This is a genomic window from Hansschlegelia zhihuaiae, assembly GCF_004103825.1.
Taxonomy (GTDB): domain Bacteria; phylum Pseudomonadota; class Alphaproteobacteria; order Rhizobiales; family Methylopilaceae; genus Methylopila; species Methylopila zhihuaiae.
The window spans coordinates 153350-178158 of the sequence record NZ_RYFI01000011.1 but is presented as its reverse complement, the minus strand read 5'-3'; the positions used below and the strand labels follow the sequence as shown (position 1 = coordinate 178158).

The 24809-nt window shown below is 69.7% G+C and carries 21 protein-coding genes and 1 pseudogene; 13 read left to right on the top strand and 9 right to left on the bottom strand.

Going from position 1 to position 24809, the window contains the following annotated elements:
* Window positions 1-202 precede the first annotated feature (202 nt).
* The gene (locus EK403_RS12965; protein WP_128777896.1) at window positions 203-1405 is read left to right on the top strand and encodes a hypothetical protein; all 1203 of its coding nucleotides are present in this window, start codon (window positions 203-205) and stop codon (window positions 1403-1405) included.
* A 45-nt stretch (window positions 1406-1450) separates the two neighbouring features.
* On the opposite strand, the gene EK403_RS12960 is transcribed toward EK403_RS12965, so the two are convergent.
* From EK403_RS12960 to EK403_RS12945, 4 genes are all read right to left on the bottom strand, one after another.
* The gene (locus tag EK403_RS12960) at window positions 1451-2575 is read right to left on the bottom strand and encodes a helix-turn-helix transcriptional regulator (protein WP_128777895.1); all 1125 of its coding nucleotides are present in this window, start codon (window positions 2573-2575) and stop codon (window positions 1451-1453) included.
* 147 nt (window positions 2576-2722) lie between these two features.
* Window positions 2723-3553: an alpha/beta fold hydrolase gene (locus EK403_RS12955; RefSeq protein ID WP_128777894.1), complete on the bottom strand. Its 831-nt coding sequence runs from the start codon at window positions 3551-3553 to the stop codon at window positions 2723-2725.
* A 135-nt stretch (window positions 3554-3688) separates the two neighbouring features.
* A complete protein-coding gene (locus EK403_RS12950; protein WP_128777893.1) occupies window positions 3689-5419 on the bottom strand; it encodes a multicopper oxidase family protein in 1731 nt (576 codons plus the stop codon).
* A gap of 202 nt (window positions 5420-5621) precedes the next feature.
* Entirely contained in the window at window positions 5622-6482 is an 861-nt protein-coding gene (locus EK403_RS12945) for a hypothetical protein (RefSeq protein WP_128777892.1), read from the bottom strand.
* A gap of 194 nt (window positions 6483-6676) precedes the next feature.
* On the opposite strand from EK403_RS12945, the gene EK403_RS12940 reads away from it, so the two are divergent.
* The 3 genes from EK403_RS12940 (at window position 6677) to msrB (ending at window position 10097) form a co-directional block, all read left to right on the top strand.
* Window positions 6677-7558, top strand: a complete 882-nt coding sequence (locus EK403_RS12940; protein ID WP_128777891.1) for a hypothetical protein — start codon at window positions 6677-6679, stop codon at window positions 7556-7558.
* 82 nt (window positions 7559-7640) lie between these two features.
* Entirely contained in the window at window positions 7641-9629 is a 1989-nt protein-coding gene (locus EK403_RS12935; RefSeq protein WP_245479681.1) for an AI-2E family transporter, read from the top strand.
* A gap of 63 nt (window positions 9630-9692) precedes the next feature.
* The gene (msrB, locus tag EK403_RS12930) at window positions 9693-10097 is read left to right on the top strand and encodes a peptide-methionine (R)-S-oxide reductase MsrB (RefSeq protein ID WP_128777890.1); all 405 of its coding nucleotides are present in this window, start codon (window positions 9693-9695) and stop codon (window positions 10095-10097) included.
* A 42-nt stretch (window positions 10098-10139) separates the two neighbouring features.
* Here msrB and EK403_RS12925 read toward each other — a convergent pair whose 3' ends face one another.
* Together EK403_RS12925 and EK403_RS12920 are read right to left on the bottom strand one after the other, a co-directional pair.
* A complete protein-coding gene (locus EK403_RS12925) occupies window positions 10140-10409 on the bottom strand; it encodes a hypothetical protein (RefSeq protein WP_128777889.1) in 270 nt (89 codons plus the stop codon).
* 55 nt (window positions 10410-10464) lie between these two features.
* Window positions 10465-11694 carry a PQQ-dependent sugar dehydrogenase gene (locus EK403_RS12920; RefSeq protein ID WP_245479680.1) on the bottom strand — a complete coding sequence of 410 codons (1230 nt, stop codon included), beginning with the start codon at window positions 11692-11694 and terminating at the stop codon, window positions 10465-10467.
* A gap of 82 nt (window positions 11695-11776) precedes the next feature.
* Between EK403_RS12920 and EK403_RS23205 the strand changes: the two are divergent.
* Window positions 11777-12352, top strand: a pseudogene (locus EK403_RS23205) (polysaccharide deacetylase family protein); the annotation flags it as partial.
* A gap of 240 nt (window positions 12353-12592) precedes the next feature.
* On the opposite strand, the gene EK403_RS12910 reads toward EK403_RS23205, so the two are convergent.
* Window positions 12593-13945, bottom strand: a complete 1353-nt coding sequence (locus EK403_RS12910; protein WP_128777888.1) for an Nramp family divalent metal transporter — start codon at window positions 13943-13945, stop codon at window positions 12593-12595.
* Window positions 13946-14243: 298 nt separating this feature from the next.
* On the bottom strand, window positions 14244-15041 hold the full coding sequence (locus EK403_RS12905) for a hypothetical protein (RefSeq protein WP_128777887.1): 798 nt from the start codon (window positions 15039-15041) through the stop codon (window positions 14244-14246).
* A 193-nt stretch (window positions 15042-15234) separates the two neighbouring features.
* Between EK403_RS12905 and ppdK the strand changes: the two genes are divergently transcribed.
* From ppdK to EK403_RS12870, 7 genes are all read left to right on the top strand, one after another.
* Window positions 15235-17949: a pyruvate, phosphate dikinase gene (gene ppdK, locus EK403_RS12900; protein ID WP_128777886.1), complete on the top strand. Its 2715-nt coding sequence runs from the start codon at window positions 15235-15237 to the stop codon at window positions 17947-17949.
* 77 nt (window positions 17950-18026) lie between these two features.
* Window positions 18027-18617, top strand: coding sequence for a GNAT family N-acetyltransferase (locus EK403_RS12895; protein ID WP_128777885.1), 591 nt, complete (start codon window positions 18027-18029; stop codon window positions 18615-18617).
* A 142-nt stretch (window positions 18618-18759) separates the two neighbouring features.
* Window positions 18760-20037, top strand: coding sequence for an ergothioneine biosynthesis protein EgtB (gene egtB / locus EK403_RS12890; RefSeq protein ID WP_128777884.1), 1278 nt, complete (start codon window positions 18760-18762; stop codon window positions 20035-20037).
* Window positions 20037-20987: an L-histidine N(alpha)-methyltransferase gene (egtD, locus tag EK403_RS12885; protein WP_128777883.1), complete on the top strand. Its 951-nt coding sequence runs from the start codon at window positions 20037-20039 to the stop codon at window positions 20985-20987. Before egtB ends, egtD begins: the two co-directional genes overlap by 1 nt.
* A gap of 110 nt (window positions 20988-21097) precedes the next feature.
* A complete protein-coding gene (locus EK403_RS12880; protein WP_128777882.1) occupies window positions 21098-21475 on the top strand; it encodes a hypothetical protein in 378 nt (125 codons plus the stop codon).
* A gap of 78 nt (window positions 21476-21553) precedes the next feature.
* Window positions 21554-22504 carry an ArgK/MeaB family GTPase gene (locus EK403_RS12875; RefSeq protein ID WP_128777881.1) on the top strand — a complete coding sequence of 317 codons (951 nt, stop codon included), beginning with the start codon at window positions 21554-21556 and terminating at the stop codon, window positions 22502-22504.
* A 126-nt stretch (window positions 22505-22630) separates the two neighbouring features.
* On the top strand, window positions 22631-23026 hold the full coding sequence (locus EK403_RS12870; RefSeq protein WP_128777880.1) for a hypothetical protein: 396 nt from the start codon (window positions 22631-22633) through the stop codon (window positions 23024-23026).
* 123 nt (window positions 23027-23149) lie between these two features.
* On the opposite strand, the gene EK403_RS12865 is transcribed toward EK403_RS12870, so the two are convergent.
* A complete protein-coding gene (locus EK403_RS12865; protein ID WP_206659540.1) occupies window positions 23150-23737 on the bottom strand; it encodes a cytochrome b in 588 nt (195 codons plus the stop codon).
* A 361-nt stretch (window positions 23738-24098) separates the two neighbouring features.
* On the opposite strand from EK403_RS12865, the gene EK403_RS22385 reads away from it, so the two are divergent.
* Window positions 24099-24809 (top strand): hypothetical protein (locus tag EK403_RS22385; protein WP_206659539.1); only part of this gene is annotated, 711 nt, incomplete at its 3' end.

Here is a 24809-nt window from a genome sequence, read left to right as displayed (position 1 = left end):
GCGCGCCGGTCCCCCCTCCCCGCCGCCGCGGGGCAGGGAGAAGAAAGGGCAGGGGAAGGGCGGCGCGGAGAGCGAAATCCGCCCGCGCTGACCCCCAAAACCCCCGGATCAATAGGTAGTCGTACGGACCCGAAGCCGGATGGACACTCCGGAACGTTCATTCCAGAAATGGCGCCCTTTGAAACAGGGCATGGGAATCAGCATGCGCAGCAAGACAGTCACCGCGGCCTGCGGGCTCGCTCTCGCCGTCGCGGCCGCCGCGCCGGCCGCCGCCGCGAGCCTCGAGGGCCAGGCCTTCGCGATCGACAAGACCACCGCGAGCCAGGCGGTCTATCCCTCGACCTTCGCGACCGGCGGCGCGAATTTCGGCGTGAGCTTCGCCGGGGACACCAATTCCGACGGCGGGGCCGACACGGTGTGGCTCCAGCTGTTCAAGGCCAAGGGCAAGCCGGACGGCAAGAAGGCCGAGGTCGCCAAGGGCAAGCCCGGCATGACCGGCGTCGTCAGCACCTTCCCGTCGGGCGGCCTGGCGCTGTCGGGCGGCGGGGCGCTGGTGTCCTATTTCGACCTGCGCTTCACCCCGCCGCTCGCGAGCGGCGGGCTGTTCGGGCAGGAGATGAAGGGCGGCAAAAAGGTCGGCAAGGAGGTCGAGATCGACGCCGTGAAGACCGACCAGGTCTCGGTCGGCGCGCTGGTGCCGCTGAAGCAGGGCGGCCTCGCCTGGTGGACCTCGATCAACTTCCAGACCCGCGAACAGACCGGCGCCGGCCGCTTCGTCTCGGCGGACGGCAAGCTCGACAAGGCGGTCATCGACTTCTCGCGGCCGAAGAGCCAGTTCTCCGGCGCGTTCCCGTTCCTCGACGGCTTCATCGCGCAGTGGGTCGAGATGGACAAGTCGTTCAAGAAGGGCAGGGTCTTCGCCCGGATCTATGACGGCAAGGGCAAGCCCACGGGGCCCGAACAGGCGCTGACCGAGACCGGGCCGCTCGAGGAGGTGGTGTTCACCTCGGCGATCGGCCTTGCGGGCGGCGAGATCGCGGTCGTCACCTCCGCCAGGAAGACGGGCGGCGGCGCCAAGCTCACCGCCCAGCTCTACGACAAGAGCTGGAAGACCGTCGGCAAGGAGAAGACCCTGGTCAAGGAGATGCTGGACCAGCCCTATGCGGCGCATCCGCTGACCGACGGCGGGCTGCTGGTCGGGGCCAAGGTCGCGGACGGCGCCAAGGACCAGGCGCTCGCGCTCACGACCTTCAACGCCACGCTGAAGGCGGTCGGCCCGACGGCGCGGATCGCCGGCGTCGCGAAGCCCGATTTCGCCCAGATGCTCGCGCTCGAGGACGGCTCGGCGGTCGTGCTCTACACCTCGGACGGCAAGAGCCTGACGGGTCAGCTGATCAAGCCCTGAGGCCGGTCCCGCGTCGCTCCGGCCGTCAGGCGCCGGGGCGGCGCGTCACATCAGGGTGACGTCGAGATTCTCGCGCAGCGCCGCCACCAGCGCGCCCTGCCGCGAGGTCTCGGTCTTGGCGAACAGCGCCTTGATCTGGGTGCGCACGGTGGCCTTGCTCACGCCGCGCTCGCGGGCGTGGTCGTCGAGCGAGCCGCCGGCCGCGAGCGACGCCGCGAGCGCCGCCTCCGCCGGGGTGAGCTTCAGCGCGCCCATCAGTCGCTCGGCGTCGATCCGGCTGGCCCGGCCGGGCTTGCGGACCACCACCGCGAGCTCTGCGAGCGGCGCGAGGCTGGCGCGCAGGCCGTCCCGCCCGAGCGGGTGCAGCGAGACCCTGAGCGGCGCCTCGCAGCCATTGAGCGTCGCCTCGATGTGATCGGCCGAAGCCGCCGCCCCGGGATCGAGCGCGCGCCGCGCCGCGGCGCAGAGCTCGCGGCCGGCCGCGGCGTCCGAGAAGGCGAGCCGGCCGGCGCGGATCGCGACCCCGTGGCCGGACTTCAGCAGCTCCTCGCCGGCGCGGTTGACATGCGCGACCCTGAGGTCGCCGCTCGCCAGGAACACGCCCGCGTCCACGAGGTCGAGCGCGGCCCCGATGTCGTCGGCCTGCGCCTTGGCCTTCTGCAGCAGCGCGAACAGCTCGAAGGCGCGGCGGAGATGCGGCGCGAGCAGGCCGAGGCGCGAGCGCTCCTCCTCGTCGAACGGCCCGGCGTCGCGGCCGCGCATCACCGCGAGCGTCGCCATCACGTCGCCCTCGCGAGCGAAATAGGAGACCAGGCTGAAGGGCAGGTCGAGCGGCTCGACCATCTCGCGGTAGAACGGCGTCGCGCGGAACCGGGCCTCGTCGACGCCGTCTTCGGCGCGGATCACCCGGCCCTGGTTCGCCAGGATGAAGGGCAGCCGGAGGTCCTCGCTGGCGTGGCGGTAGATGAAGTTCCGGTAGGCGTCGCGCGGCATGCCGGTCACGGCCCAGGCCGGCTGGAGGGGCGCGTCGACGCTGAACACGGCGAGCTGGGCGACCCGTCCGCCCACGAAGGGCGCGATCCGCGCCAGCAGCGTCTCCCAGCGGCGATGCTCGCCCGAGAGCTCGTAGATGTCGGCGACCAGCGCGGAATAGGTCTCGAGGTCCTGCATGCCCCGACGACTCCCGAAAGCGGAGCGGGTCGGCCGAGCCGCCCCGTTCGATCAACCGATAAAGAATTATAGAAGACAGCCGCGACGCGACTTTGACAAGCGTTTGAATGCGGGTCCGGCGCCCGCCGGACCCGCATCCGCGCGGGCTCAGCTCTGGATGAAGGCGAGCATGTCCGGGTTGATGATGTCGGGATGGGTGGTGCACATGCCGTGCGGCAGCCCCGGATAGGTCTTGAGGGTTCCGTTCTTCAGCAGCTTGGCGGAGAGCGGCGCGCTGTCGGCGTAGGGCACGATCTGGTCGTCGTCGCCATGCATGACGAGGACGGGGACGTCGATCGCCTTGAGGTCCTCGGTGAAGTCGGTCTCCGAAAAGGCCTTGATGCAGTCATAATGCGGCTTGGCGCCGCCCATCATGCCCTGCCGCCACCAATTGTCGATGACGCCCTGGTCGACCTTCGCGCCCTCGCGGTTGTAGCCGTAGAACGGTCCGGCCGGGACGTCGACGTAGAACTGCGCGCGGTTGGCGACCAGCGCGGCGCGGAAGCCGTCGAACACCTCGATCGGCAGGCCGCCGGGGTTGTTCTCGGTCTTCAGCATGATCGGCGGCACGGCGCCGATGATGACCGCCTTGGCGACGCGGCCGGGCTCTGAGCGCGCGACATAGTGCACGACCTCGCCGCCGCCGGTCGAATGGCCGACATGCACCGCGCCCTTGAGGTCGAGCGCGGCCGCGAGCTCCTTCACGTCTTCCGCATAGGTGTCCATCTCGTTGCCGGTCCAGGTCTGGCTGGAACGGCCGTGGCCGCGGCGGTCATGCGCGATGACGCGAAAACCCTTCCCGAGGAAGAACATCATCTGGCCGTCCCAGTCGTCGCCGCTGAGAGGCCAGCCGTGATGGAAGACGATCGGCGCGGCGTCCTTCGGACCCCAGTCCTTATAGGAGATCTCGGCGCCGTCCTTGACGGTGATCGTGCTCATCGCTCTCGTCCTTGATGTCGGGAGGGCCCGTCCCGCCCGCGATTGAAAGATTAGGCCGCGGCGGCCTGCGTTGGGGAGATATTCCGCGGGGGATGCGACACGGCGGCGACGGCGACGACCGCGCGACGGAGCGTTTCACTCCCGCGGGGCGGCCGCGGGCGGGATCGGGCCCTTGCCCGACAGAGCGAGGCTCGCCGCGACGGTCGGCTCGTCGGCCTCCTCGTCGTCGGACGGCGTGACGCAGATCTCGCCGCGGAGCGCGGCCGACAGCTCGTCGGCCTCAGGCAGGAGCGCGGCGCGGCGGGCGCGCTCCGGCCACCAGGGCGGCGGCGTATTGAGGCCCGCGAGACGGTTCAGCCCGTACCAGAGCTGCTCGGCCGCGGTCTTGGGCGGCAGCACCCGGATGATCTGCATCATCCCGGCGTCCTCATGGCCGACGACATGGCAATGATAGACGAAGCGGCCGAGCATCACCGGATTGGTGAAGGGGATGATCAGGGTGACGACGCCCGGCTTGGCGTCCTGGGCGTAAGGCAGGTTGATCACGTCGCGCATGCCGGGAGAATCCTCCTGCACGCCCTCGCTCTTGTCGAGCACGAGGAAGGCGGTCTGGTGCAGGTGGAAGACGTGGAGCTCGCCCGAGAGGTTGCGGATCGTCCACTTCTCGACGTCGCCGAGCCGCACCGTGGTGTCGACGACGTTCTCGTCGAACTGCTTGCCGTTGATGAAGAAGCGGTTGCCGTTGGCGGACTCCGAGAAATCGAAGGTGCGCTCGCGGGCGATCGGGGCGTTTTTGAGATCGACGGCCCGCGGGGAGATCGACTTGCGATGCGCCGCGGGCTCCTCGAGCCGCGCCGCGACGCCCTTCTCCTCGACAGGCTCGCCCGACACGTCGAGCGTTCCGACCACGACCTCCGGATTGGGGTCGCCCTGCGGGCCGGTGTCGATCTTCAGTGAGCGCAGCTTGAAGCGGCCCGGCGCCTTGCCGGCCGACACCAGGACCGTGGCCCGCGCGCCCGGCGAAAGGAACACGCTCGCCTGCCGCTCAGGCTTCGGTAGCACGTTGCCGTCGCGCTCGATCGTCCAGAAGTCATGGCCGTCGAGGGCGAGGTGGAAGAAGGCGTCGGCGCCGAGATTGCCAAGCCGCCAGACCTGCCACTCGTTCGGCCGCGCGCGGATCCTCGGATCGAGATAGCTGTTGATCGTCTTGATCTTGGCCGTGTTCTGGTCCTGGCCCGGCAGATAGATGTCCTTCAGGACCAGGACCCGTTCGCGCAGATCCACGAACTCGGGATAGTGGCGCTTGAGATCGCCTTCGACGATCAGCATTCCGGACATGCCCGACAGGATCTGCTTCTCGACATAGCCATGAGCGTGCGGGTGGTACCAGTGCAGCCCGCGCGGATGGTCCTCGGGAAACGGCACCACGTAGTGGCGGGTCTCGCCCGGCTGCGCGTCGGTCAGGACGTCGTCGCCCGGCGGCTTCGGCGTCACATCCGTGCCGTGGTAGTGCACATTAGTGGGCTGCTTGCGGCGGATCTCGATGTCGGCGCGGCCGATCTGGTCGACCAGCGAAAGCTTCAGCGTGTCGCCGGGGTTCAGACGCAACGTCGGCGGAATGTAGAGACCGTTATAGACATTGCTGGTGAAGCTCCGGCCCGCGACCGTGATCCGGCTGGGCTTCGCCGTCAGCGTCGCTTCGAGAACGCCGTTCCGGCTGTAGATGTCGGGAGGGTTCGGCAGGTCGTCGGGCTTCGCCGCCGACGGCTCGCCGATGATCGCCGGAATGTCGACCGCTTCGCCTGCGACGGCTGCTCCCGCACAGAGTAACGCGGCCGCCGCGACCGCGCCGAGAACCTTGAGCATGAGACCCCCGCCGAAGCCGCCTGTGAAGCTTCGGCGAGATTACTCAAGCGACGGAATGCGACAACACCAAATCTGCGACGGCGTGATCCGTGTTTGGCGAATTCCTGCCGCTGTTTAGTAATCGCTCGGTCATCATTGGCCGGAACACCTTCGACAGGTCCGTCCGTCGGCCATACGGCAGGTCGATGGCTGCCGCGGAGGCTCAGTCCTCGACGACATAGACCCGCTGGTAGGACCGCGGCCTGACGGCGATCACGCGGTCCCTGCTGTCGAAGTCCGTGTCGTCGACATAACCGGAGTCCGCGATGTGGCGTCGCGCAGCCCGGCGGGCGAGTTCGATCTCGAGATCCTCGTCGCTCTGGCGGGACGCGCTGACGACGTAGCGCGCCGACGCGGCGGGCCGGCGTCCTTCGCCGCCGCGCATACGGGCGTCGGCTTCGAAGGTCGACTCCCGTTCGCGACGCGCGAGTCTGCTCTCGACGGCGTCGGAAGACCGCGCGACGCGAGGCGCGCGCGTTGTCCGCTCCGGGTCGCCCGGCCTGGACTCGACCGAGACCTCGGCGCCAGCGCGCTCGCGCGTCCGCATCTCCGAGCGGGCCGACCGCTCGGAGGCGTCGCGCCGCCGGTCTCCGGCGCGCTGGTCGGTTCGGATCGAAGCTTCGCGCGCCCGCCGGTCTCGGTCGTCGCGGCCCGCGTCGGACGTCTCGGGGCGAGACGGCGCTTCGGATCGGTTGCGTCGCTGTTTTTCCGGACCGTCGGCCAGGAGTTCGGACTCGGCCGTGGCGGCTGCGGTCTTTTGAGGCCGGGACTCCGCGGGCGCAGCCGTCGTCTTGGTCGCGTCGGGGGACGGTGACGTCGGCGCCGGCTGTTCGACGTTCGAGGCGGCCGTCTGGGCCGGCTTCGGCTCGGTTCGCGGTTCCGCCTTGGCTGCGGCGCCCGGCGGCGTCGCGCGATCGAGCAGCGTATCAGCCGTCTGCCGGGGCGCGGCGCCGTCCTGGGCGAGGGCGGCCAACGGGAAGGCGAGCGCAGCCGAAGCCACGGTCGCGAGCAGCATGGTCTTCATGATGAATTCGCCTCACGAACGGCGCAGGCTGGACCCGCGCACTTCGCCCTCGGCAGGGCAACGTCCCTGGTCCGTTCATCGTTCCGGATGTCCGCGGGACCGCTCGACGCGCTCGGGCGGCGCAGGCGCCGCACTTCTTTGTCGGGCGGGGCGGCCTAGAATGTCGGCGCGAGGGCGAGGCGAGGCCGAAACGCATGAGACTGCTCAGGCTTGCAGCGCTGGCGCTGGCGATTTCGTTTGGCGTCGGGACCCTAGCGCACGCCCAGGAGTTCCGTCATCGCGGCTGGGTGGGGGCGCGCCTGCCGGGCGACAAGGACAGCGGTTGCGCGATGGGACGAGACGTCCGCGGCGGCGCTCTGGTGGTTTACGCCAACGCCGCGGGCGGGCTGCGCATCGGGCTCGGCAGCCGCGAGCTCCAGCTCGAGATGGGCAAGGAGGCGATCGGCGCCGCGACGTTCGACGACTCGCCCCCGATCCTGCTCAAGGGCGCGGCGATCTCGGCCAACACGGTGCTGTTCGACCTGATGGAGAAGGCTCCCGACGGCGCGCTGGCGCGGCTGATCGAAGCCTCGCGCGGCGTGAAGCTCACCTATGCGGGCCGCTCGCTCGTGGCGCGGCTGTCGGGTTCCGAACGGGCGATCAAACTGCTGCGGGACTGCGCGGCTGGGCCCGACCCGATCGAGGCGCCGCCGGTCGCGCAGGGCGCTGGCGCGTCGTCGGGCGAGCGGGCGGCGGAGTTCGGTTTCCTGCGCCAGGGCATGGAACTCGGGGACGCCAATACGAAACTGCTCGACGCCGGCTGGCAGGCCGAGACGCCCGTTGGGCGCGCCGACGATCCGGCCGCGAAGCCGCTCCGGGATCGCGGCGTTTCCGGCGGGACATGCTCGGGGACGCCGACATCCTGCGTCCTCGACTACGCCGACGCCTATGGCAACGCGTTGCGGCTCACTGTGGCGGGCGACGAGGCGCGCGTCCGGAACTGGCGGCTGAACCCGCCGGACGAGGGCGCACGCGCCGGTCCGTCGGAGGACCCGGACCCTCCGGCCTCGCCCGCCGCGGGCGAGCGCGGACCGTGAGCCGCCGGAACCGCTGGCGCGCCAAGGCGTTGACGGGTCGGGCGACGTCGCGCTCTGGCGCGCGAATGCGAGCGGACGTTCTGTGAGCAACCGGTCTGCGACGCGGATCCGCACTCTGGCGGACGGCGGCGGCGTCATCTTGGCGGCCGCCTGGACGATCATCGGCATGGGCGTGGTGGCGACGCTTTATGTCGGCGCCGACCTGCTGATTCCGATCGCGCTTGCGCTGCTGCTCTCCTTCGTGCTGTCGCCGGTCGTGAGCCTCGCCAAGCGCGCCCGGGTCCCGCGCGCCGCCGCGGTGTTGGTCGCGGTCACGCTCGCCTTCGGGGTCGTGCTCGGTCTCGGCGCCACCATCGCCGGGCAGCTCGGCCAGCTGGCGGGCGATCTGCCGCAATATCAGTCCACGATGCGCGACAAGATCCAGTCGCTGCGCGGCTGGACCTTCGGCTCCGGAACTCTGGAGCGCGCAGCCGACATGCTGCAGAGCCTCGGCAAGGAGTTCGAGGCCCCCGAGGGCGTCACCATCAGGCCGGGGGAGAAGGCCGAGCCGGGCGGGCGCCCGAAGAACGCGCCGCCGCTGGTCGAGGTGTTCGAGCGCCCGCCGACTGCGCTCGAAAACCTTCGGGACATCACTGCGCCGCTGCTCCACCCGATGGCGACGGCCGGCATCATCGTGGTGTTCGTGATCTTCATCCTGCTGCAGCGGGAGGACCTGCGGAACCGGCTGATGAGCCTCGCCGGCGCGCGCGACATCCAGCGGACCACCGCGGCGGTCGACGACGCGGCGCGGCGGCTGTCGAGGCTGCTGCTCACGCAGCTCGCGCTGAACGCGGGCTTCGGCATCACGATCGGCGTCGGGCTTTGGGCGATCGGCGTGCCGAGTCCGGCGCTCTGGGGCATCGTTGCCGGGGTGCTACGCTTCGTGCCCTATGTCGGCGCCTTCATCGCGGCGGTGTTCCCGCTCGCCCTCGCGGCCGCGGTCGATCCCGGCTGGACGATGGTGATCGCCACCGCGGCGCTGTTCGCGGTGGTGGAGCCGATCGTCGGACACGTCATAGAGCCGCTGGTCTATGGCCGCTCGGCCGGCCTGTCTCCGGTCGCGGTCGTGGTCGCCGCGACCTTCTGGACGGCGCTCTGGGGCCCGATCGGCTTGGTGCTCGCGACCCCGCTCACTGTATGCCTCGTCGTGCTCGGCAGGCATGTCGAGAGCCTCGCCTTCCTCGACACGCTGTTCGGCGACCGCCCGACGCTGACCCCCCCGGAGCTGTTCTACCAACGCATGCTGGCGGGCGACCCCGCCGAGGCGGCCGAGAAGGCCGAGGAGTATCTGCGCGAGAAGTCGCTCTCGGCCTATTACGAGGAGGTGGCCTTCCCGGGTCTCCTGCTCGCTCAGGCCGACGCCGAGCGCGGCGCGGTCGAGGGCGAGCGACTCGCGACCCTGAAGACCTCGGTCGCCGATCTCGTGGATTATCTCGACGCTTTCGACGACGTCGACCCGGCGGAGGACGGCGGGGCCGCGACCGACCCGGAGACCGTTGCGGCCATCGAGGCGTCGGAGCCGGATCCCGACGCCGGAGCGGCGGACTTGACGCCCGGCCCGCCTGAGCCTGAGCAGACGGACCCCGACTTCCGCGTGCGCTGCGTGGGCGGCCGCACGCCCGTCGAGGAGGCTGGGGCATTCATCGTAGCGCAGATCATGCGCAAACATGGGCTCAGCCCCCAGGTCGAGGACGAGGACTTCCTCCTGACCAGCGGCGTCGTGGAGATGGAGGCGGCCGGCGCCTCGATCGTTCTTGCCGTGACGCTCGACCCGGAGGAGACGCCGCTCAGGCTGATCGTGCGCCGCCTCCGCCGCCGCCTGCCGCATTCGCATATCGTAGTGGGGGCTTGGTCGAAGACGGATCGAGGTCTGGACTTCGCCGAGCTCGCCAAGTCCGTCCGCGCCGACGCCGTGGCCTTCAGCCTTCGTGACGCAGTTGAGTCGTGCCTCGCGGAGGCGAAGCGCCGGTCCGCCGGCCGCAAGGGGACGACGGCACGAACGGACGCCGAGGCGGCACGTTCGAGCGCGTAACGTGCGGTCGGCGTCCGTCGTAACTACGTTCGACCAACCATCCCCGAACCGAATGGAGCCGACATGCTCGACGAGACCTTCGAGGTGACCCGCACCGACGCCGAGTGGCGCGAGCTGCTCACCCCGGAGCAGTACGACGTGATGCGCCGCCACGGCACCGAGCGCGCCGGGACCTGCGCGCTGATGCTCGGCGAGAAGCGCAAGGGCGCCTTCGTGTGCGCGGGCTGCGGCCAGGCCCTGTTCCGCTCGGGCGACAAGTTCGAGAGCGGCACCGGCTGGCCGAGCTATTCATCGCCGGTCGAAGGCTCGGTCGCCACGACCGAGGACACGAGCTGGGGCATGCGCCGCACCGAGGCGCACTGCTCTCGCTGCGGCAGCCATCTCGGCCATGTCTTCCCGGACGGCCCGCCGCCCACTGGCCTGCGGTACTGCATCAACGGCGTCGCGCTGAACTTCGAGCCGGAGTGACGCGAGCGGGCGTCGCGCGGACCGCTTGCCGCGCGCCGCTCGTCAGAACCTCGGAAGCAGCACGCCCGCCACGAGGATCGCATAGGCGATCGCCAGGATGTCGAAGGCGTTGGCCGAGGTCACGACCGGCACGTCGACGCCGGCGTAGCGGAACAGCAGCGCGCCGGCGGCCAGCACCGCGGAGATCACGAACAGCGGCAGCGAAGGCGGCGTCAGCATGGCGTAATAGCCGCCGCCGCGTCCGACCAGCGGGTCGCGGTCGAGCGTGCGGCTGCGGCCGAACAGAGACGAGCGTCGCGTGAACAGGCCCATGGCGGCGATCCTCGTGAACAGGCCGCCAGCGGCGGCCTTTCCAGGGCAACGCCCGTCAAGGCTTCGCGGTTGCGCCGCCTTCGCCCACATAGGACACGCGGTAGATCGCCCCGTTGTGGTCGTCGGAAACCAGCAGCGAGCCGTCCCTCATCACATGGACGTCGACGGGCCGGCCGACATATTCGTCGTCCTGCACGAAGCCGGTGAGAAACGGCTCGACCGTGACGACCTCGCGCCTGTCGTTCAGGAAGGCGACCGCGACGTCGGCGTCCTTCTGCGGGCGGTTCCAGGGGCCGTGCCGGGCGATGAAGATCGCGTCGCGGTATTTCTCGGGGAACATCCGGCCGGTGTAGAACCGCATGCCGAGCGGCGCGGCATGGGCGCCGAGCAGCGCCGCCGGCGGCGAAAACTCCGAGCACTGCCGGCCGCCCCCGAACTCGGGATCGACCATCAGGCCGGAATGGCAATAGGGAAAGCCGAAATGCTGCTTGCCCGGCCGGGTGACATGGTTGAGCTCGTCGAGCGGCATGTCGTCCGAGACCCAGTCGCGCTGATTGTCTGTGAACCAGAGATCGCCCGAGCGCGGGTCGAAATCGAAGCCGACCGAATTGCGCACGCCCTCCGCGACCGTCTCGACCCCGGTTCCGTCCGGCTTCATCCGCAGGATGCGCGCCTGACCCTTGTCGGGCACGCAGATGTTGCAGGGCGCGCCGACCGGCGCATAGAGCTTGCCGTCCGGTCCGAACTTCAGGACCTTCCAGCCATGCTGGGACGAGGGCGGGAAGCCTTCATAGACCACGACGGGCTCGGGTGGAGAATCGAGCCGGTTCTCGATGTCGTCGAAGCGCAGGATCTTGCGCGGCGTCGCGACATAGAGAGCGCCGTCCTTGAACTCGACGCCGTTGGGCAGGGCGGTGTCGTCGACCACCACCTTGACCTCGCGCCGGCCGCCCTTATCGAGGACGGCGTAGACCTTGTTGGCGACGAACAGCGACGACACGAACAGCGTGCCCTTGGCCCCCTCGCGCATCATGCGGGCGTCGAGCACGTCGCTCGCCCAGGTCTCGACCTTGAAACCCTCCGGGACCTTGAGGCGCGGCGTCGGCAGCTGGTCGGCGGGCGTCGGCACCGGAAAGGCCGAGACCGGCGCGAGCTTGTAGCTCTGTCCCTCCTTCGGCCGGCCCACCGACCAGAAATCTTCGGGCCGCTCCGCCTGCGCGGTCGAGCAGGCCAGCGTCAGCGCCCCTATGACCAGCGCGCGGGCCGCGCTTAACCGTCCGTTCACGACGCCTGCGTCTCCTGAAGGCCCGGCGCCGTTCGCCCGGCGCGGGCGCGAAGGCTAGTGCGCGACGGGCGCGAGGCCAAGCGTGGCGGCTGTCCTGCTTTGGCCGCAATGCGGGAGCGAATCCATCGCCGTGGTAAGTTGTTTGCGGAAAATTCTCGGGGAAGACGCCGTGAGACTAAAGCCGTTGCTCGCGGCCTGCGTGTTTGGTCTGGCAGGCGTCCAGTCCGCAGAGGCGATCGAGTTCGAGCCTCGCCTGAAGGTGGTGGCGGACGGCGCGGCCCCCACTGTCGCGCTGACCTTCGACGCCTGCTCGAGCGGCTTCGACCGGCGCATCATGGACGCGCTGGTCGCCGCGAACGCCAAGGCCACGATCTTCGTGACCGAACGCTGGCTGAAGAAGAACCCGGCGGCCTTCGCCGAGCTCCGCGCGCGCCCCGACCTGTTCGAGATCGAGAACCACGGCGCGAACCATGTGCCGGCGGTGACGGACGCCGCTTCGGTGTTCGGCATTCGCTCGGCCGCGACGATCGAGGGCGTCCGCGCCGAGATCGACGGCGGCGCGAGCGCCATCGAGGCCGCGACCGGCGCACGGCCGCTCTGGTTCCGCGGCGCGACAGCCCGCTACAGCCGCGACGCGCTGGCGCTGATCGCCGAGCGCGGCATGAAGGTGGCCGGATATTCGGTGAATGGCGACATGGGGGCGTCGCTGCCGGCCCATGTGGTGAAGCGGCGGTTCGAGACGGCGCAAAGCGGCGACGTCGTGATCGCCCACATCAACCAGCCGGGCCGCCCGGCCGGGCAGGGGGCGGCGGACGGCGTCCGTGCGCTCGCCAAGGCCGGCGTCCGCTTCGTCCGGCTCGACGAGGTCGAAACCCGCGGCGACGAGGGGCGGCCGCTGCTAGCCGCCGGACACGAAGTCGATCACAAGCTTCACGTTCAGCGTGACGATTACCGCGGCGGTCAGCCCGGCCAAAGCGGACATCCAGCGGGGCGCGACGAACTCTCCCATCTTGGACCGGCTGGCCGTGAACCAGACCAGCGGGATCACCGCGAAGGGCAGCTGCAGGCTCAGGATCACCTGGCTCAGAACAAGTAGCTTGCTGGTTCCGCTCTCGCCGTAGAGCAGGGTGACGAAGATCGCCGGCGTGATCGCGATCGCGCGCGTGATCAACCGCCTCAGCCACGGCGCGAGGCGGATGCGCAGGAAGCCTTCCATCACCACCTGGCCGGCGAGCGTCGCGGTCACGGTCGAGTTCAGGCCGCAGCAGAGCAACGCGACGCCGAACGCGGTCGCGGCGATGGCGCCGCCGAGCAGCGGCCCGAGCAGCGTGTGCGCCTCGCCGAGCTCCGCCACCTCAGTGCGACCGTTCGCATGGAACGCCGCGGCCGCAAGGATCAGGATCGAGGCGTTGATGATAAACGCGAAGGCGAGCGCGACGGTGGAGTCGGTCACCGCCCATTTGATGGCCTCGTGCTTGCCGGCCGAGTCGCGCTTGTAGCCGCGGGTCTGCACCACGGCGGAGTGCAGATAGAGGTTGTGGGGCATCACGGTCGCGCCGACGATCCCGAGCGCGATGTAGAGCATCTCGGGGTTCTTGACGATTTCCGTGGTCGGGGCGAGGCCGCGGATGATCTGTCCGAGGTCCGGGTCCGCCATGGCGAGCTGGATCGCGAAGCAGGACGCGATCACCAGCAGCAGGCCGATCACGAAGGCCTCGATCCAGCGGAAGCCGACCCGCTGGAGCATCAGCACCAGGAACACGTCGAGCGCGGTGATGACGACGCCGATCTCGAGCGGGATGCCGAACAGCAGATTGAGGCCGATCGCGGTGCCGATCACCTCGGCGAGGTCGGTGGCGCAGATCGCAGCCTCGGCCAGCACCCAGAGCGGATAGGCGACCGGCTTCGGGAAGGCGTCGCGGCACGCCTGGGCGAGATCGCGGCCGGTCGCGACGCCGAGCCGCGCGCAGAGCGCCTGCAGCAGGATCGCCATCAGGCTCGAGAGCGCGACCACCGCCATCAGCGCGTAGCCGAACTGCGAGCCGCCGGCGAGCGAGGTCGCCCAGTTGCCCGGGTCCATGTAGCCGACGGCGACCAGATAGCCCGGGCCGAAGAAGGCGAGGAAGCGGCGGATCGGGGTGCGGCCGCCCACGCGGACCGAGGCGTTCACCTCCGACAGCGACGCCTCGCCGGGCTTTCCGCGCCAGCCGGAGAAGGGCGACGCCGCTTGTCCTTGGGCGATGTCGGTCATCGCATCGGTCTCGCCTCGCACTGCCGCCTCATAATGGATCGCTACTGATAATCGATCGCAACTCCGGTTTTTGCAAGTGGGTCGCAAGAGCATTTTTGCGCTTGCGAAGTCGGTGTGGCGGGAGTGACGCGCCGCGCCGACGTCCCGCGTGCCCGACGCCCGCCTCAGGCGGGTTCCTCAGCATGAGGATCGTGTAGAACGCCGGAGCACAAACCTTCCACACGGCTCGAGGAGTCGTCCTTCAGGACGACGTCTCGAAGCATGCGGGACGTCTGCGCGTCGCAGGCTTGGAGGCGGTTCAGTCGAATTCGGAGCTGCGGTCGGGCGGGAAGGGGCGGCCGAAGCCGTGACGCAGGCGGGCCAGCAGCCAGACGGGGTGGCGCCGATAGCCCGTTCCCCCCAGCGTGGCCGCGAAGCCGAAGGCCGGGCAATGCTCGATGACCGCGGCTTCGTAGGCCGCAAGCGCCTCGCGATCGAAGAACCGACTGTCCTCGACGACCCGCGGCGCGTAGGTCGCCTTCCGGCCGCCCCCGCGGTCGCGCAGTCTGGTGGCCGTCGCGGCGGCGCGCTCCTGGTCGGGCGGGGAGCCGACCAGCTCCGCGATCTCCTGAAGCACGGCTTCTGGCTCGTGCTCCAGGCGGGCGTGGTCGATAAGGGCCGCGCGCGCGGGCGGCGCGACCATCCATTTGTCGTGGAAACGCTTGTAGTAGGCGAGGCGATGAGCGAGGAAATCGTAATATCTTATTCGCGCGCCAAGACTTTCGCTCGGCGGGCGCATGCCGCTCTTGCGGGAGCGCAGCTCCGCCCCCGAGATCGCGTTGGAGACCGGGTGGCGGTGCTGGATCAGATAGATCGCGCCCGAAATGTCCCGCGGCAGACGGAACGCGAAGTCGTGGCTCTTCTGGAAGACCATGGCGCGACCCTCGGCCTTCGCGCAGGGCGCCTGCCGGCAGCAGCCGACGACGTCGTAGACCGAGCAGTATTTCAGCCTCGGCCCGAAATAATCCTCGACCAGCCGCGCCAGATGATGATGGCCCGAGCGTGGGATCGAGGCCCCGATGATCGGGATCGCTGGTCTCTGAACGTGGCCTGCCACCTGAAACGATGTCCTCGTCCTGGGCTCCGTCGCCGGAGCGTCCGCGCCCTCCTATCATCGCGCTCGGCGCCTCTCCATGGCGCATCGCGGCCTATGTCTTTCCGCGCTTGTGCGGGGCGCGGCGTCATGCGACGGGACGCGGCCACGATCTCGCAGATGCGAACGCGATGCGACGAGCAGGAGAACCAGCGCGATGACCAAGTGGGTGCTGACCTTCGGCGGAGGAAGCGCGGAGGGGCGCGCCGACATGCGCGACCTGCTCGGCGGCAAGGGCGCGAATCTCGCCGAGATGGCGTCGATCGGCCTGCCGGTCCCGCCGGGCTTCACCATCACGACCGAGGTCTGCACGCATTTCTTCGCCAATGGCCGCTCTCACCCGAGCGATCTTGCGGCGCAGGTCGACGCCGGCCTCCGCCACATCGAGGCGATCACCGGCCGCCGCTTCGGCGACGCCGAGAACCCGCTGCTGGTCTCGGTCCGCTCCGGCTCGCGCGCGTCGATGCCGGGCATGATGGACACGATTCTCAATCTCGGCCTCAACGACCGCACCGTTGAGGCCCTGGCCAGGAACGCCGACGACCGACGCTTCGCCTATGACAGCTACCGCCGCTTCATCCAGATGTATTCCGACGTCGTGCTCGGCGTGGAGCATCACCATTTCGAGGACCTGCTCGAGGGGCTGAAGGAGCGCAAGGGCGTCGTCGAGGACACTGAGCTCGACGCCGACGACCTCGCGTCGCTGGTTGGGAGCTACAAGGCGAAGGTCGCCGAGGAGCGTGGCGAACCCTTCCCCGAGGACCCGCGCGCCCAGCTCTGGGGCGCGATCGACGCGGTGTTCTCGTCCTGGATGAACAGCCGGGCGATCACCTATCGCAAGCTCAACCGCATTCCCGAGGACTGGGGCACGGCCGTCAACGTCCAGGCCATGGTGTTCGGCAATATGGGCGAGACCTCGGCCACCGGCGTCGCCTTCACGCGCGACCCCTCGACCGGCGAGAAGCGGCTCTATGGCGAGTTCCTGATCAACGCGCAGGGCGAGGACGTGGTGGCGGGCATCCGCACCCCGCAGCCGATCACCGAAGCCGCGCGCGCCGAGGGCAAGGTCAAGGCGCCGTCGCTCGAAGCCCGCATGCCGGAGGTGTTCGCCGAATTCGTCGAGACCGCGCGCCGGCTCGAGGCCCATTACCGCGACATGCAGGACCTTGAATTCACGGTCGAGCGCGGCGCGCTCTGGATGCTGCAGGCACGCAATGGCAAGCGCACCGCCAAGGCGGCGCTCAAGATCGCCGTCGACCTCGTCAACGAGGGCGTGCTGTCGAAGGAGGAGGCGGTCGCGCGCATCGATCCGGCCTCGCTCGACCAGCTGCTGCATCCGACCATCGATCCGAAGGCCGAGCGCAAGATCGTGGCGACCGGCTTGCCGGCCTCCCCCGGCGCGGCCCAGGGCGAGATCGTGTTCTCCTCCGAGGCCGCCGAGGAAGCGGCGGGTCGGCTCGACGAGGACAAGAAGCGCCGGAGCGTCATCCTGGTGCGCGCCGAGACCTCGCCCGAGGACATTTCGGGCATGCATGCGGCCGCCGGCATCCTCACGACCCGCGGAGGCATGACGAGCCACGCTGCGGTCGTCGCGCGCGGCATGGGCAAACCCTGCGTCTCGGGCGCAGGCTCGCTGAGGATCGACGAGAAGGCCGGCGTGCTGACCGTCGCGGGCCGGACCTTCAAGGCCGGCGACGTCATCACCATCGACGGCTCGACCGGCCAGGTTCTCGACGGCGCTGTCGCCATGATTGAGCCGGAGCTCTCCGGAGATTTCGGCACGCTGATCGGCTGGGCCGACGAGATCCGCCGCATGAAGGTCAGGGCCAACGCCGAGACCCCCGACGACGCGCGCGCCGCGCTCGCCTTCGGGGCCGAGGGCATCGGGCTCAGCCGCACCGAGCACATGTTCTTCGACGAGGCCCGCATTGTCGCCGTCCGCGAGATGATCCTCGCCGACGACGAGGCCGGCCGCCGGAAGGCGCTCGCCAAGCTGCTGCCCTTCCAGAAGGCGGACTTCGCCGAGCTGTTCGAGATCATGAAGGGGCTGCCGGTCACCATTCGGCTGCTCGACCCGCCGCTCCACGAGTTCCTGCCGCACACCGATCAGGACATCGCCGAGGTCGCGCAGGCGATGGGCGCGGACCCCGAGAAGCTGCGCGGCCGGGCTGAGGAGCTCGCCGAGTTCAATCCGATGCTCGGCTTCCGCGGCTGCCGCCTCGCGATCGCCTATCCGGAGATCGCCGAGATGCAGGCGCGCGCGATCTTCGAGGCCGCGGCCGAGGCCGGCAAGGCGACGGGCGAGCCGGTGACCTGCGAGGTCATGGTGCCGCTCGTGGTCGGCCGCGCCGACTTCGACTTCGTGAAGGCGCGCATCGACGCGATGGCGAAGGCGGTCTCCGAAGAAACGGGGCAGAAGCTCGCCTATCAGGTCGGCACGATGATCGAGCTGCCGCGCGCGGCGCTGCGCGCCGGCGAGATCGCCGAGACAGCGGAGTTCTTCTCCTTCGGCACCAACGACCTGACCCAGACCGGACTCGGCATCAGCCGCGACGACGCCGCGCCCTTCCTCAGCCACTATGTCGACAAGAAGCTGCTGGCCTACGATCCGTTCGTGACGATCGACCGCGAGGGCGTCGGCGAGCTGGTCGCGCTCGGCGTGGAGCGGGGCAGGGCGGTCCGGCCGAAGATCAAGCTTGGCATCTGCGGCGAGCATGGCGGCGACCCGGCATCGATCGAGTTCTGCGAGGAGGTCGGGCTCGACTACGTCTCCTGCTCGCCCTTCCGCGTGCCGATCGCCCGTCTCGCCGCAGCCCAGGCCACGCTGAAGGCGCGGGCGGCCGACGCCAAGGGGAAGGCCAAGGCCGCATAGGTCATCACGTTCCTGTTATGTTCTAGTCCCGGCGGGCCAGGAGTGCTAATCGCGTTGCGAGGCCCGGAGAGGGAACCGTGGATCGTTCGACGCTCGAAGCGACGGAAGCCGCGCCCGAAGACGCGGAGCGGGCGGTCGCGACCATCACGCTCGCCTTCGCGGCCGATCCGGTCGCCCGCTGGTCGCTCGGCGACGCGGCCGGGTTCCTGAGACACTTCCCCGCCATCGTCAGCGCCTTTGGCGGACGCGCCTTCGAGCATGGAAGCGCGCATCAGGTCGGCGGTTTCGCAGGCTCCGCGCTCTGGCTCCCGCCGGGCGTCGACGCGGACGAGGAGGCGCTCGCGGCGATCTTCGAGGAGGCGGTCGGGGTGGAGCTCAAGAACGACGTCTACGCCGTGCTCGAGCAGATGGAGCAAAACCATCCGGCCGAGCCGTGCTGGTATCTTCCGATGATCGGGGTCGATCCAAGGCGACAAGGGCAGGGGTTGGGTTCGGTCCTGCTCCGTCACGCGCTCGATCGCTGCGACCGCGACGGGCTTCCGGCCTATCTGGAGTCCTCCAATCCGGCCAATGTCAGCCTTTATGAGCGCCATGGCTTCGAGTCCACGGGCGTGATCCAGGCCGGCTCCTCGCCGCCAATCCGCGCCATGTTGCGCAAGCCGCGCTGAAGACTCGCGTTTTTGCATCCGTTCCGGCGCCCACATTAGGGAACTTCGTCGGCCCCGCTTTGTTCTGCGATCAACAGGCGGACCGCGTAACGCGTCCGCTCTCGCGGGCGTAACGACCCGCGAACGCATTGAAGGAGACCCCATGGCAGCCCTCACGGCTCTCGCGCCTCGGCGGGGCGCGGATCTGCTCACGGCCTTCGACCGGGTCCGCTCGGGCAGCCGCGCGCTCGCCGCCCCGCTCTCCGACGCCGACGCCACCGTTCAGTCGATGCCGGACGCGAGCCCGGCCAAGTGGCACCTCGCGCACACCACCTGGTTCTTCGAGACCATGGTGCTGAAGCCGAATGCGCCCGGCTACCGGGTCTTCGACGAGAGCTTCAACTACCTGTTCAACTCCTATTACGACTCCGTCGGCGAGCGGCAGCCGCGGCCCAGGCGCGGCATGATCACGAGGCCGCATCTCGACCGCGTGACGGAGTATCGCGCGCATGTCGACGGCGCGGTCGAGGACCTGCTGTATGGCGGGGTCGAGCCTCCGGTCGCCGAGCTGATCGAGCTCGGCCTGCACCACGAGCAGCAGCATCAGGAGCTTCTGCTCACCGATATCCTGCATCTGTTCGCCCAGAGCCCGCTGAAGCCGGCCTATCGCGACCCGTCGCCCTTGCCCGTCCGCGCCGCGACGGGCGAGGCTGGGTGGGTCGCGTTCGACGGCGGCATCGTGGAGATCGGCCATGACGGCCGGGGCTTCGCCTATGACTGCGAGGGGCCGCGCCACCAGGCGCTGATCCAGCCCTTCCGGCTCGCCGACCGCTGCGTCACCAATGGCGAGTGGCTCGACTTCATGGCGGACGGCGGCTACCGCGACCCGCTGCTCTGGCTCTCCGACGGCTGGGCCCAGATCCTCGAGCATCGCTGGTCCGCGCCGCTCTACTGGGAGGAGCGCGACGGCGAGTGGTGGGCGATGACGCTGCGGGGCATGCAGCCGATCGACCGCGACGCGCCGGTCGCCCATGTCAGCTATTTCGAGGCCGACGCCTATGCGGCCTGGGCCGGCAAGCGCCTGCCGACGGAGTTCGAATGGGAGCGGGCGGCCGAGGGCCTGTCGAAGGACGGCAATTTCGCCGGCGGCGGCCTCGGTCGGCTCCGCCCGCGGCCGGCCGGCGCGGCCGGCTCGGGCCTCCGCCAGATGTTCGGCGACGTCTGGGAATGGACCCGCAGCGCGTTTGCGCCCTATCCGGGCTTCAGGCCGGCCGCAGGCGCGGTCGGCGAGTACAACGGCAAGTTCATGAACGGGCAATACGTGCTGCGCGGCGGCTCCTGCGCCACGCCCGAGGGCCATATCCGCGCGACCTACCGGAACTTCTTCCAGCCCGACAAGCGCTGGCAGTTCTCGGGTCTGCGCCTCGCCGAGGACGCCTGATGCTCGAACGGGTCGATTTCCGCGAGGCCCAGCGCGAGGCGTTCCGGGCCGACGTGGTCGCGGGGCTGACGGCCACGCGCAAGACGCTGCCGAGCCGCTGGCTCTATGACGACCGCGGCTCGGCGCTGTTCGAGGAGATCACGCAGCTCCCCGAATATTATCCGACCCGGACCGAGACCGCGATCCTGCGCACGCATGCCGCCGAGATGGCCGCGTTCTGCGGCGCGCGCGCGGTGCTCATCGAATATGGCGCGGGCGCCGGCGTGAAGACCGAGATCCTGCTCGGCGCGCTCGAAAGTCCCGCGCTCTATGTCCCGGTCGACATCGCGGGCGACTTCCTCGTCGACGCCGCCGAGCGCATCGAGCGGCGCTTCCCTTATATCGAGATCCGGCCGGTGGTCGCGGACTTCACGGCGGATTTCGACCTGCCCGCCGACCTGCCCAGGCTGCCGCCGCGCGTCGCCTTCTTCCCGGGCTCGACGATCGGCAACCTCGCGCCGCCCGACGCCGCCGAATTCCTGAAGCGCATGCGCGCCCATGTCGGCCCGCAGGGCAAGGCGATCGTCGGCGTCGACCTGAGGAAGGACCTCGGCGTCCTGCTCCCGGCCTATGACGATGCGGCCGGCGTGACCGCGGCCTTCAACCTCAATCTGCTGGAGCGCGCCAATCGCGAGCTCGGCGCCGATTTCGACCTCGCGGCCTTCGCCCACGAGGCGCGCTGGAACGAGGCGAAGTCGGCGGTCGAGATGCATCTCGTGAGCCGCAGGGCCCAGACCGTGCGGGTCGACGGCCGCGCCGTCCGCTTCGAGGCGGGCGAGACGATCCACACCGAGGATTCGCGCAAATACGACGTCGATGGCTTCTCGCGGCTGGCGCAGACGGCCGGCTGGTCGGTGGCGCGCGAATGGCTGGATCCGGACCGCCGCTTCGCGGTGCTCGGCCTCGCCTGAAGCGCGGCCCGTCGCCGCGCCGGGGTGACTCGATCCACGCGGCCATGCCAGACGTAAGCGGATCGTAAGAAGCGCCGCGCGAGACGGCGCGTGATCTGGAGGGTTTGTGCATGCGTTCGCTTCACCGCCTCGTGGCCGCGGCCGTCATCATGTGTTCGACCGCCGCCGTTGCGCAGCAGGCCGCTCCCGAGCAGCCGGCCGACGCCGCCCAGCAGAAGGCCGTGGACGAGGCCTATCTGGGCCGCTGCCAGACCGCCGCATCGAAGGACCTCTGCGCCTGCGTCGTGGCGGTCGCCGATTCGCAGTTGGAGGATCCGACCGAGCGGCAGGTGTTCTTCGACTTCATGATGGGCGACGTCGACAAGGCCAAGACCGCCCGCTCGCTGTTCGGCCCGCAGAAGAACGCGCAGTTCAACGCCAAGCTCCAGAAGGCCGACGTCATGCTGGGCGAGCGCTGCGACAGACTGAAGCCGCAGCCGAAGCAGTGACCGGCTCGCCGCCGGTCGCGTTCCGCCCGCAGACATGGCAGATGGGGGCCTCCTAAGGCTCCCTCTCGCGACCGGCCAGTGACGCACGCCGCCCTTCCCGATCTCGACGCGTTGCGCGGCGCCGGCAAGCCTGGCCTCGCCCGCGCGCTTGCGCGCCTCGAGCGGGCGGCCGGCAGCGAGGAGGCGATCCGCCTGCTCGACGCCGCGGACGCCGCGCCGCGCGGCGAGGTGCTGGGCCTCACCGGCCCGCCCGGCGTCGGGAAGTCGACGCTGACCGGCGCGCTGGTCCGCGCCTTCCGGGCGCGCGGCGAGAGCGTCGGGGTGATCGCCGTCGACCCGTCCTCGACGCGCTCCGGCGGCGCGCTGCTCGGCGACCGCGCCCGTATCCCGACCGACCCCGAAGACCGCGACGTCTTCGTGCGCTCCTATGCGGCGCGCGACCGGCTGGGCGGGCTCTCCGACCTCGCCTTCGGGGCCGCGATCCTGATGCGCGCGCTCTATGACCGCGTGATCGTCGAGACCGTCGGAGTCGGCCAGTCCGAGGCGGACGTCGCGCTGGTCGGCGACACCATCCTGCTCGCCGTGCAGCCGGCCTCGGGCGACGCCCTTCAGTTCATCAAGGCCGGCGTGATGGAGCTGCCCGACGTCGTGGCGGTGACCAAGGCCGATCTCGGCCAGCCGGCGCGGCGCGCGCGCGACGACCTCGAAAGCGCGATGAGCCTGAGCGGCGCCGGCGACCCGGGCTGGGAGCCGCCGGTCGCGCTGGTTTCCTCCGAGACCGGAGAGGGTCTCGACGCCCTCGTCGAGCATCTCAGGGCGCATTCGAGGTTTCTCGGAAGCGACGGCCGCCTCGACCGCCGCCGCAGCCGCCAGGCCGAGGCGCGGCTCGAGGCTGCGCTCAAGGGCCGCTTCGGGGCGGAAGGTCTGCGAGCCGCCCGCCCGCTGCTCGCGGGCCTTGAGGGCGGCCCCTTCGCCCGCGAGGCGGAGGTCTCGCGCACGCTGTCGGCGAGGCTCGCCGGGGAGACGTGAACGCCTCCGGCCCCAGAGACCGGCGCCCGTCCGTATACTTATGGTCGCTGCTGCAGTAATAAGAACTAAATAAGTGGACGAATATAATACAGTCGATCATTCTGCCGATCTGGGCGGGAGGCGGCCATGCCAAAGCTTATAATAATTGCTTTGCTTATTATTACTGGAGCATATGTCACGCCGCCGGCCGCGACGGCGGAGCCGTTGGGAACCAAGGGGCAGAACTTCGACCGCCTGGTTCTGGAGTCGGAGACCGACGCCGAGATCCAGGTCGTCGCCAAGGTCATGACCATCAACCGCTACAGCCTCAGCGCGTCCACCATGGTCGTGACCGACAACGGCGCCCAGGTGTTCGGCCCCGAGAACAGCAGCGAAGAGCGCTGGAAGCGGACGATTCCGATCAGCGGCAAGGGGCGGCACGAGATCGTCATGATCTGCAAGCCGGTCCAGTCCGACCCGGTCTACTGCTCCCTCACGGTCGACGACCCTCGCGTGCAGGTCACCCGGGACGGCCCGGCGTAGGGCCAGACCCTCGACGCGACCGCCGTGGCCACACGAATGTTGGGGCCGCGGCCGGCATGCGTCAGCGATCGAGCAGGATGGTCGCGCGTCGGCCGGCGGGGGGTGAGAAGCGACCGTTCCGGTTCAGGGCGCCGGCGCGTCGCGCTCGGCCCGGCGCGCATGTCGGCCTGGCAGCATTCTCCACAGCACGTCGTCCTTCAGCGCGTAGTGGTGATAGAGCGCGGCGAAGGCGTGGCCGGCGGCTATGATAATTATCGCCCAACCGATCCACTCGTGCGACTCTTCGAAGAACTCGTGAAGCGGCTTCGGGCTGGGCGGGAAGAATGGACCGAACTCCAATCCGAAGAAGCTCATCGTCTCCGGCTTTTCTCCCGACCAACGGAGAGCGAAGCCGAGCAGCGCTTGGGCTGCGAGCAGTGCGTAAAGGACATAGTGCACGACCTTGGACGCGGTCTCGACCCAGCCTGAGACGGCCGGGCTGACCTGATGTCCGGGCATCAGCCGCCATGCGATGCGGATGACGATCATCGCCGTCAGTATGACCCCAAAGGACATGTGCGCCACGATCCAAGGGTGGCGTTCGGGCTTGGGCAGGAACTCCCAAATCTGAGAAAGCGCGAACAGCGCGACCACAAGAACCGCCGTCGTCCAATGCAAGGCGACGCCGAAAGCGTCGTAGCGGCTGCGATCGTCGCCGGCCGCGATTCGCATAGCCTCACCTGCTAAGCCGCCGCTTCGGGCATGAGACATAGCCTTGTCCTCCGTCAGACTTGATTTGAGTAGCGGACCAACGCTTCGGCCCTCGTTGCGGTGGCTGGATCATTGACAAGCCGCCGGGGCCCATCCGCATCTTTATGCAAAGGGAAGGCTCCGCACTCTTCCCGCTCCTCGGCAGCCCCGTTAACCGCTCCTCAAGGTTAAGGACCGACAACTTTCGCCCTGTGTCGGTCTGGTCGCGTCGCGGCCGGGCGCTTCGGCGGCCCGGACCGTCCCGACCGCAGTCAAGGTGCGTGGCGTCATGCGGCGAGGGGGACTAGCGACGCGCCGGCGCGCCCGCCGGACCGGCGGCGCGATGCGCAGACGGCTCCTCGCGCTCCTGCTCGCGGCAACAGCCGCGCCCTTCGCCACTACCTCGATCGCCCGCCAGGACGCCACCAGCCTGCTCTCCGACGCCGATCTCGGCGGCCATGTCGGCGGGCGATACCTCGCCGTCGCGCCGCGTCGTCCGCTAGAACTCGCCTCGCTTGAGGCCGCCGACCTGTTCGGCTCGGGGCGTGGACCGATCGCGCCGCCCGATCTGCTCGACAGCGGCGGGCTCGTAGTGCTGGACCTGCCGGAGGCGGCGCCCGAGGCGCCGACCAAGCAGGACCGTCCGCCGCCCTTCGTGGACCGCACCCTGAAGGGCGACCGGAGCCCCGTGCTGGCCGCCGAGCTCGCCGTCCCGGCGGCCGCTCGTGCGCCGGTCGAGAAGCTCGACGCGCTCGTGGGGCTGCCCTCGATCCGGGCCGCGACCGCGCTCGACCTCAGCGGCCTGTCGATGCTTCCGCGGATCGAAGCCCTGGTCGCGAGCCGTGAGGCAGGCGCCTCCGACGTCTCACCGCGCGCGCCGGGCGGCGATCAGGTCTCGCCGTCGAGCCGCCCGATCTCGTCGGCCGTCATGGCGCGCATCGAGGCGGCGGGCGGCCAGACCGCGCTCGCCATGACGCCGCCCGGTGCGAGGCCCCGCGACGACGGCGCGACGCCGTCGGTGGCCGATCTGAGCGGCGGCCGCATGCCCGCCACC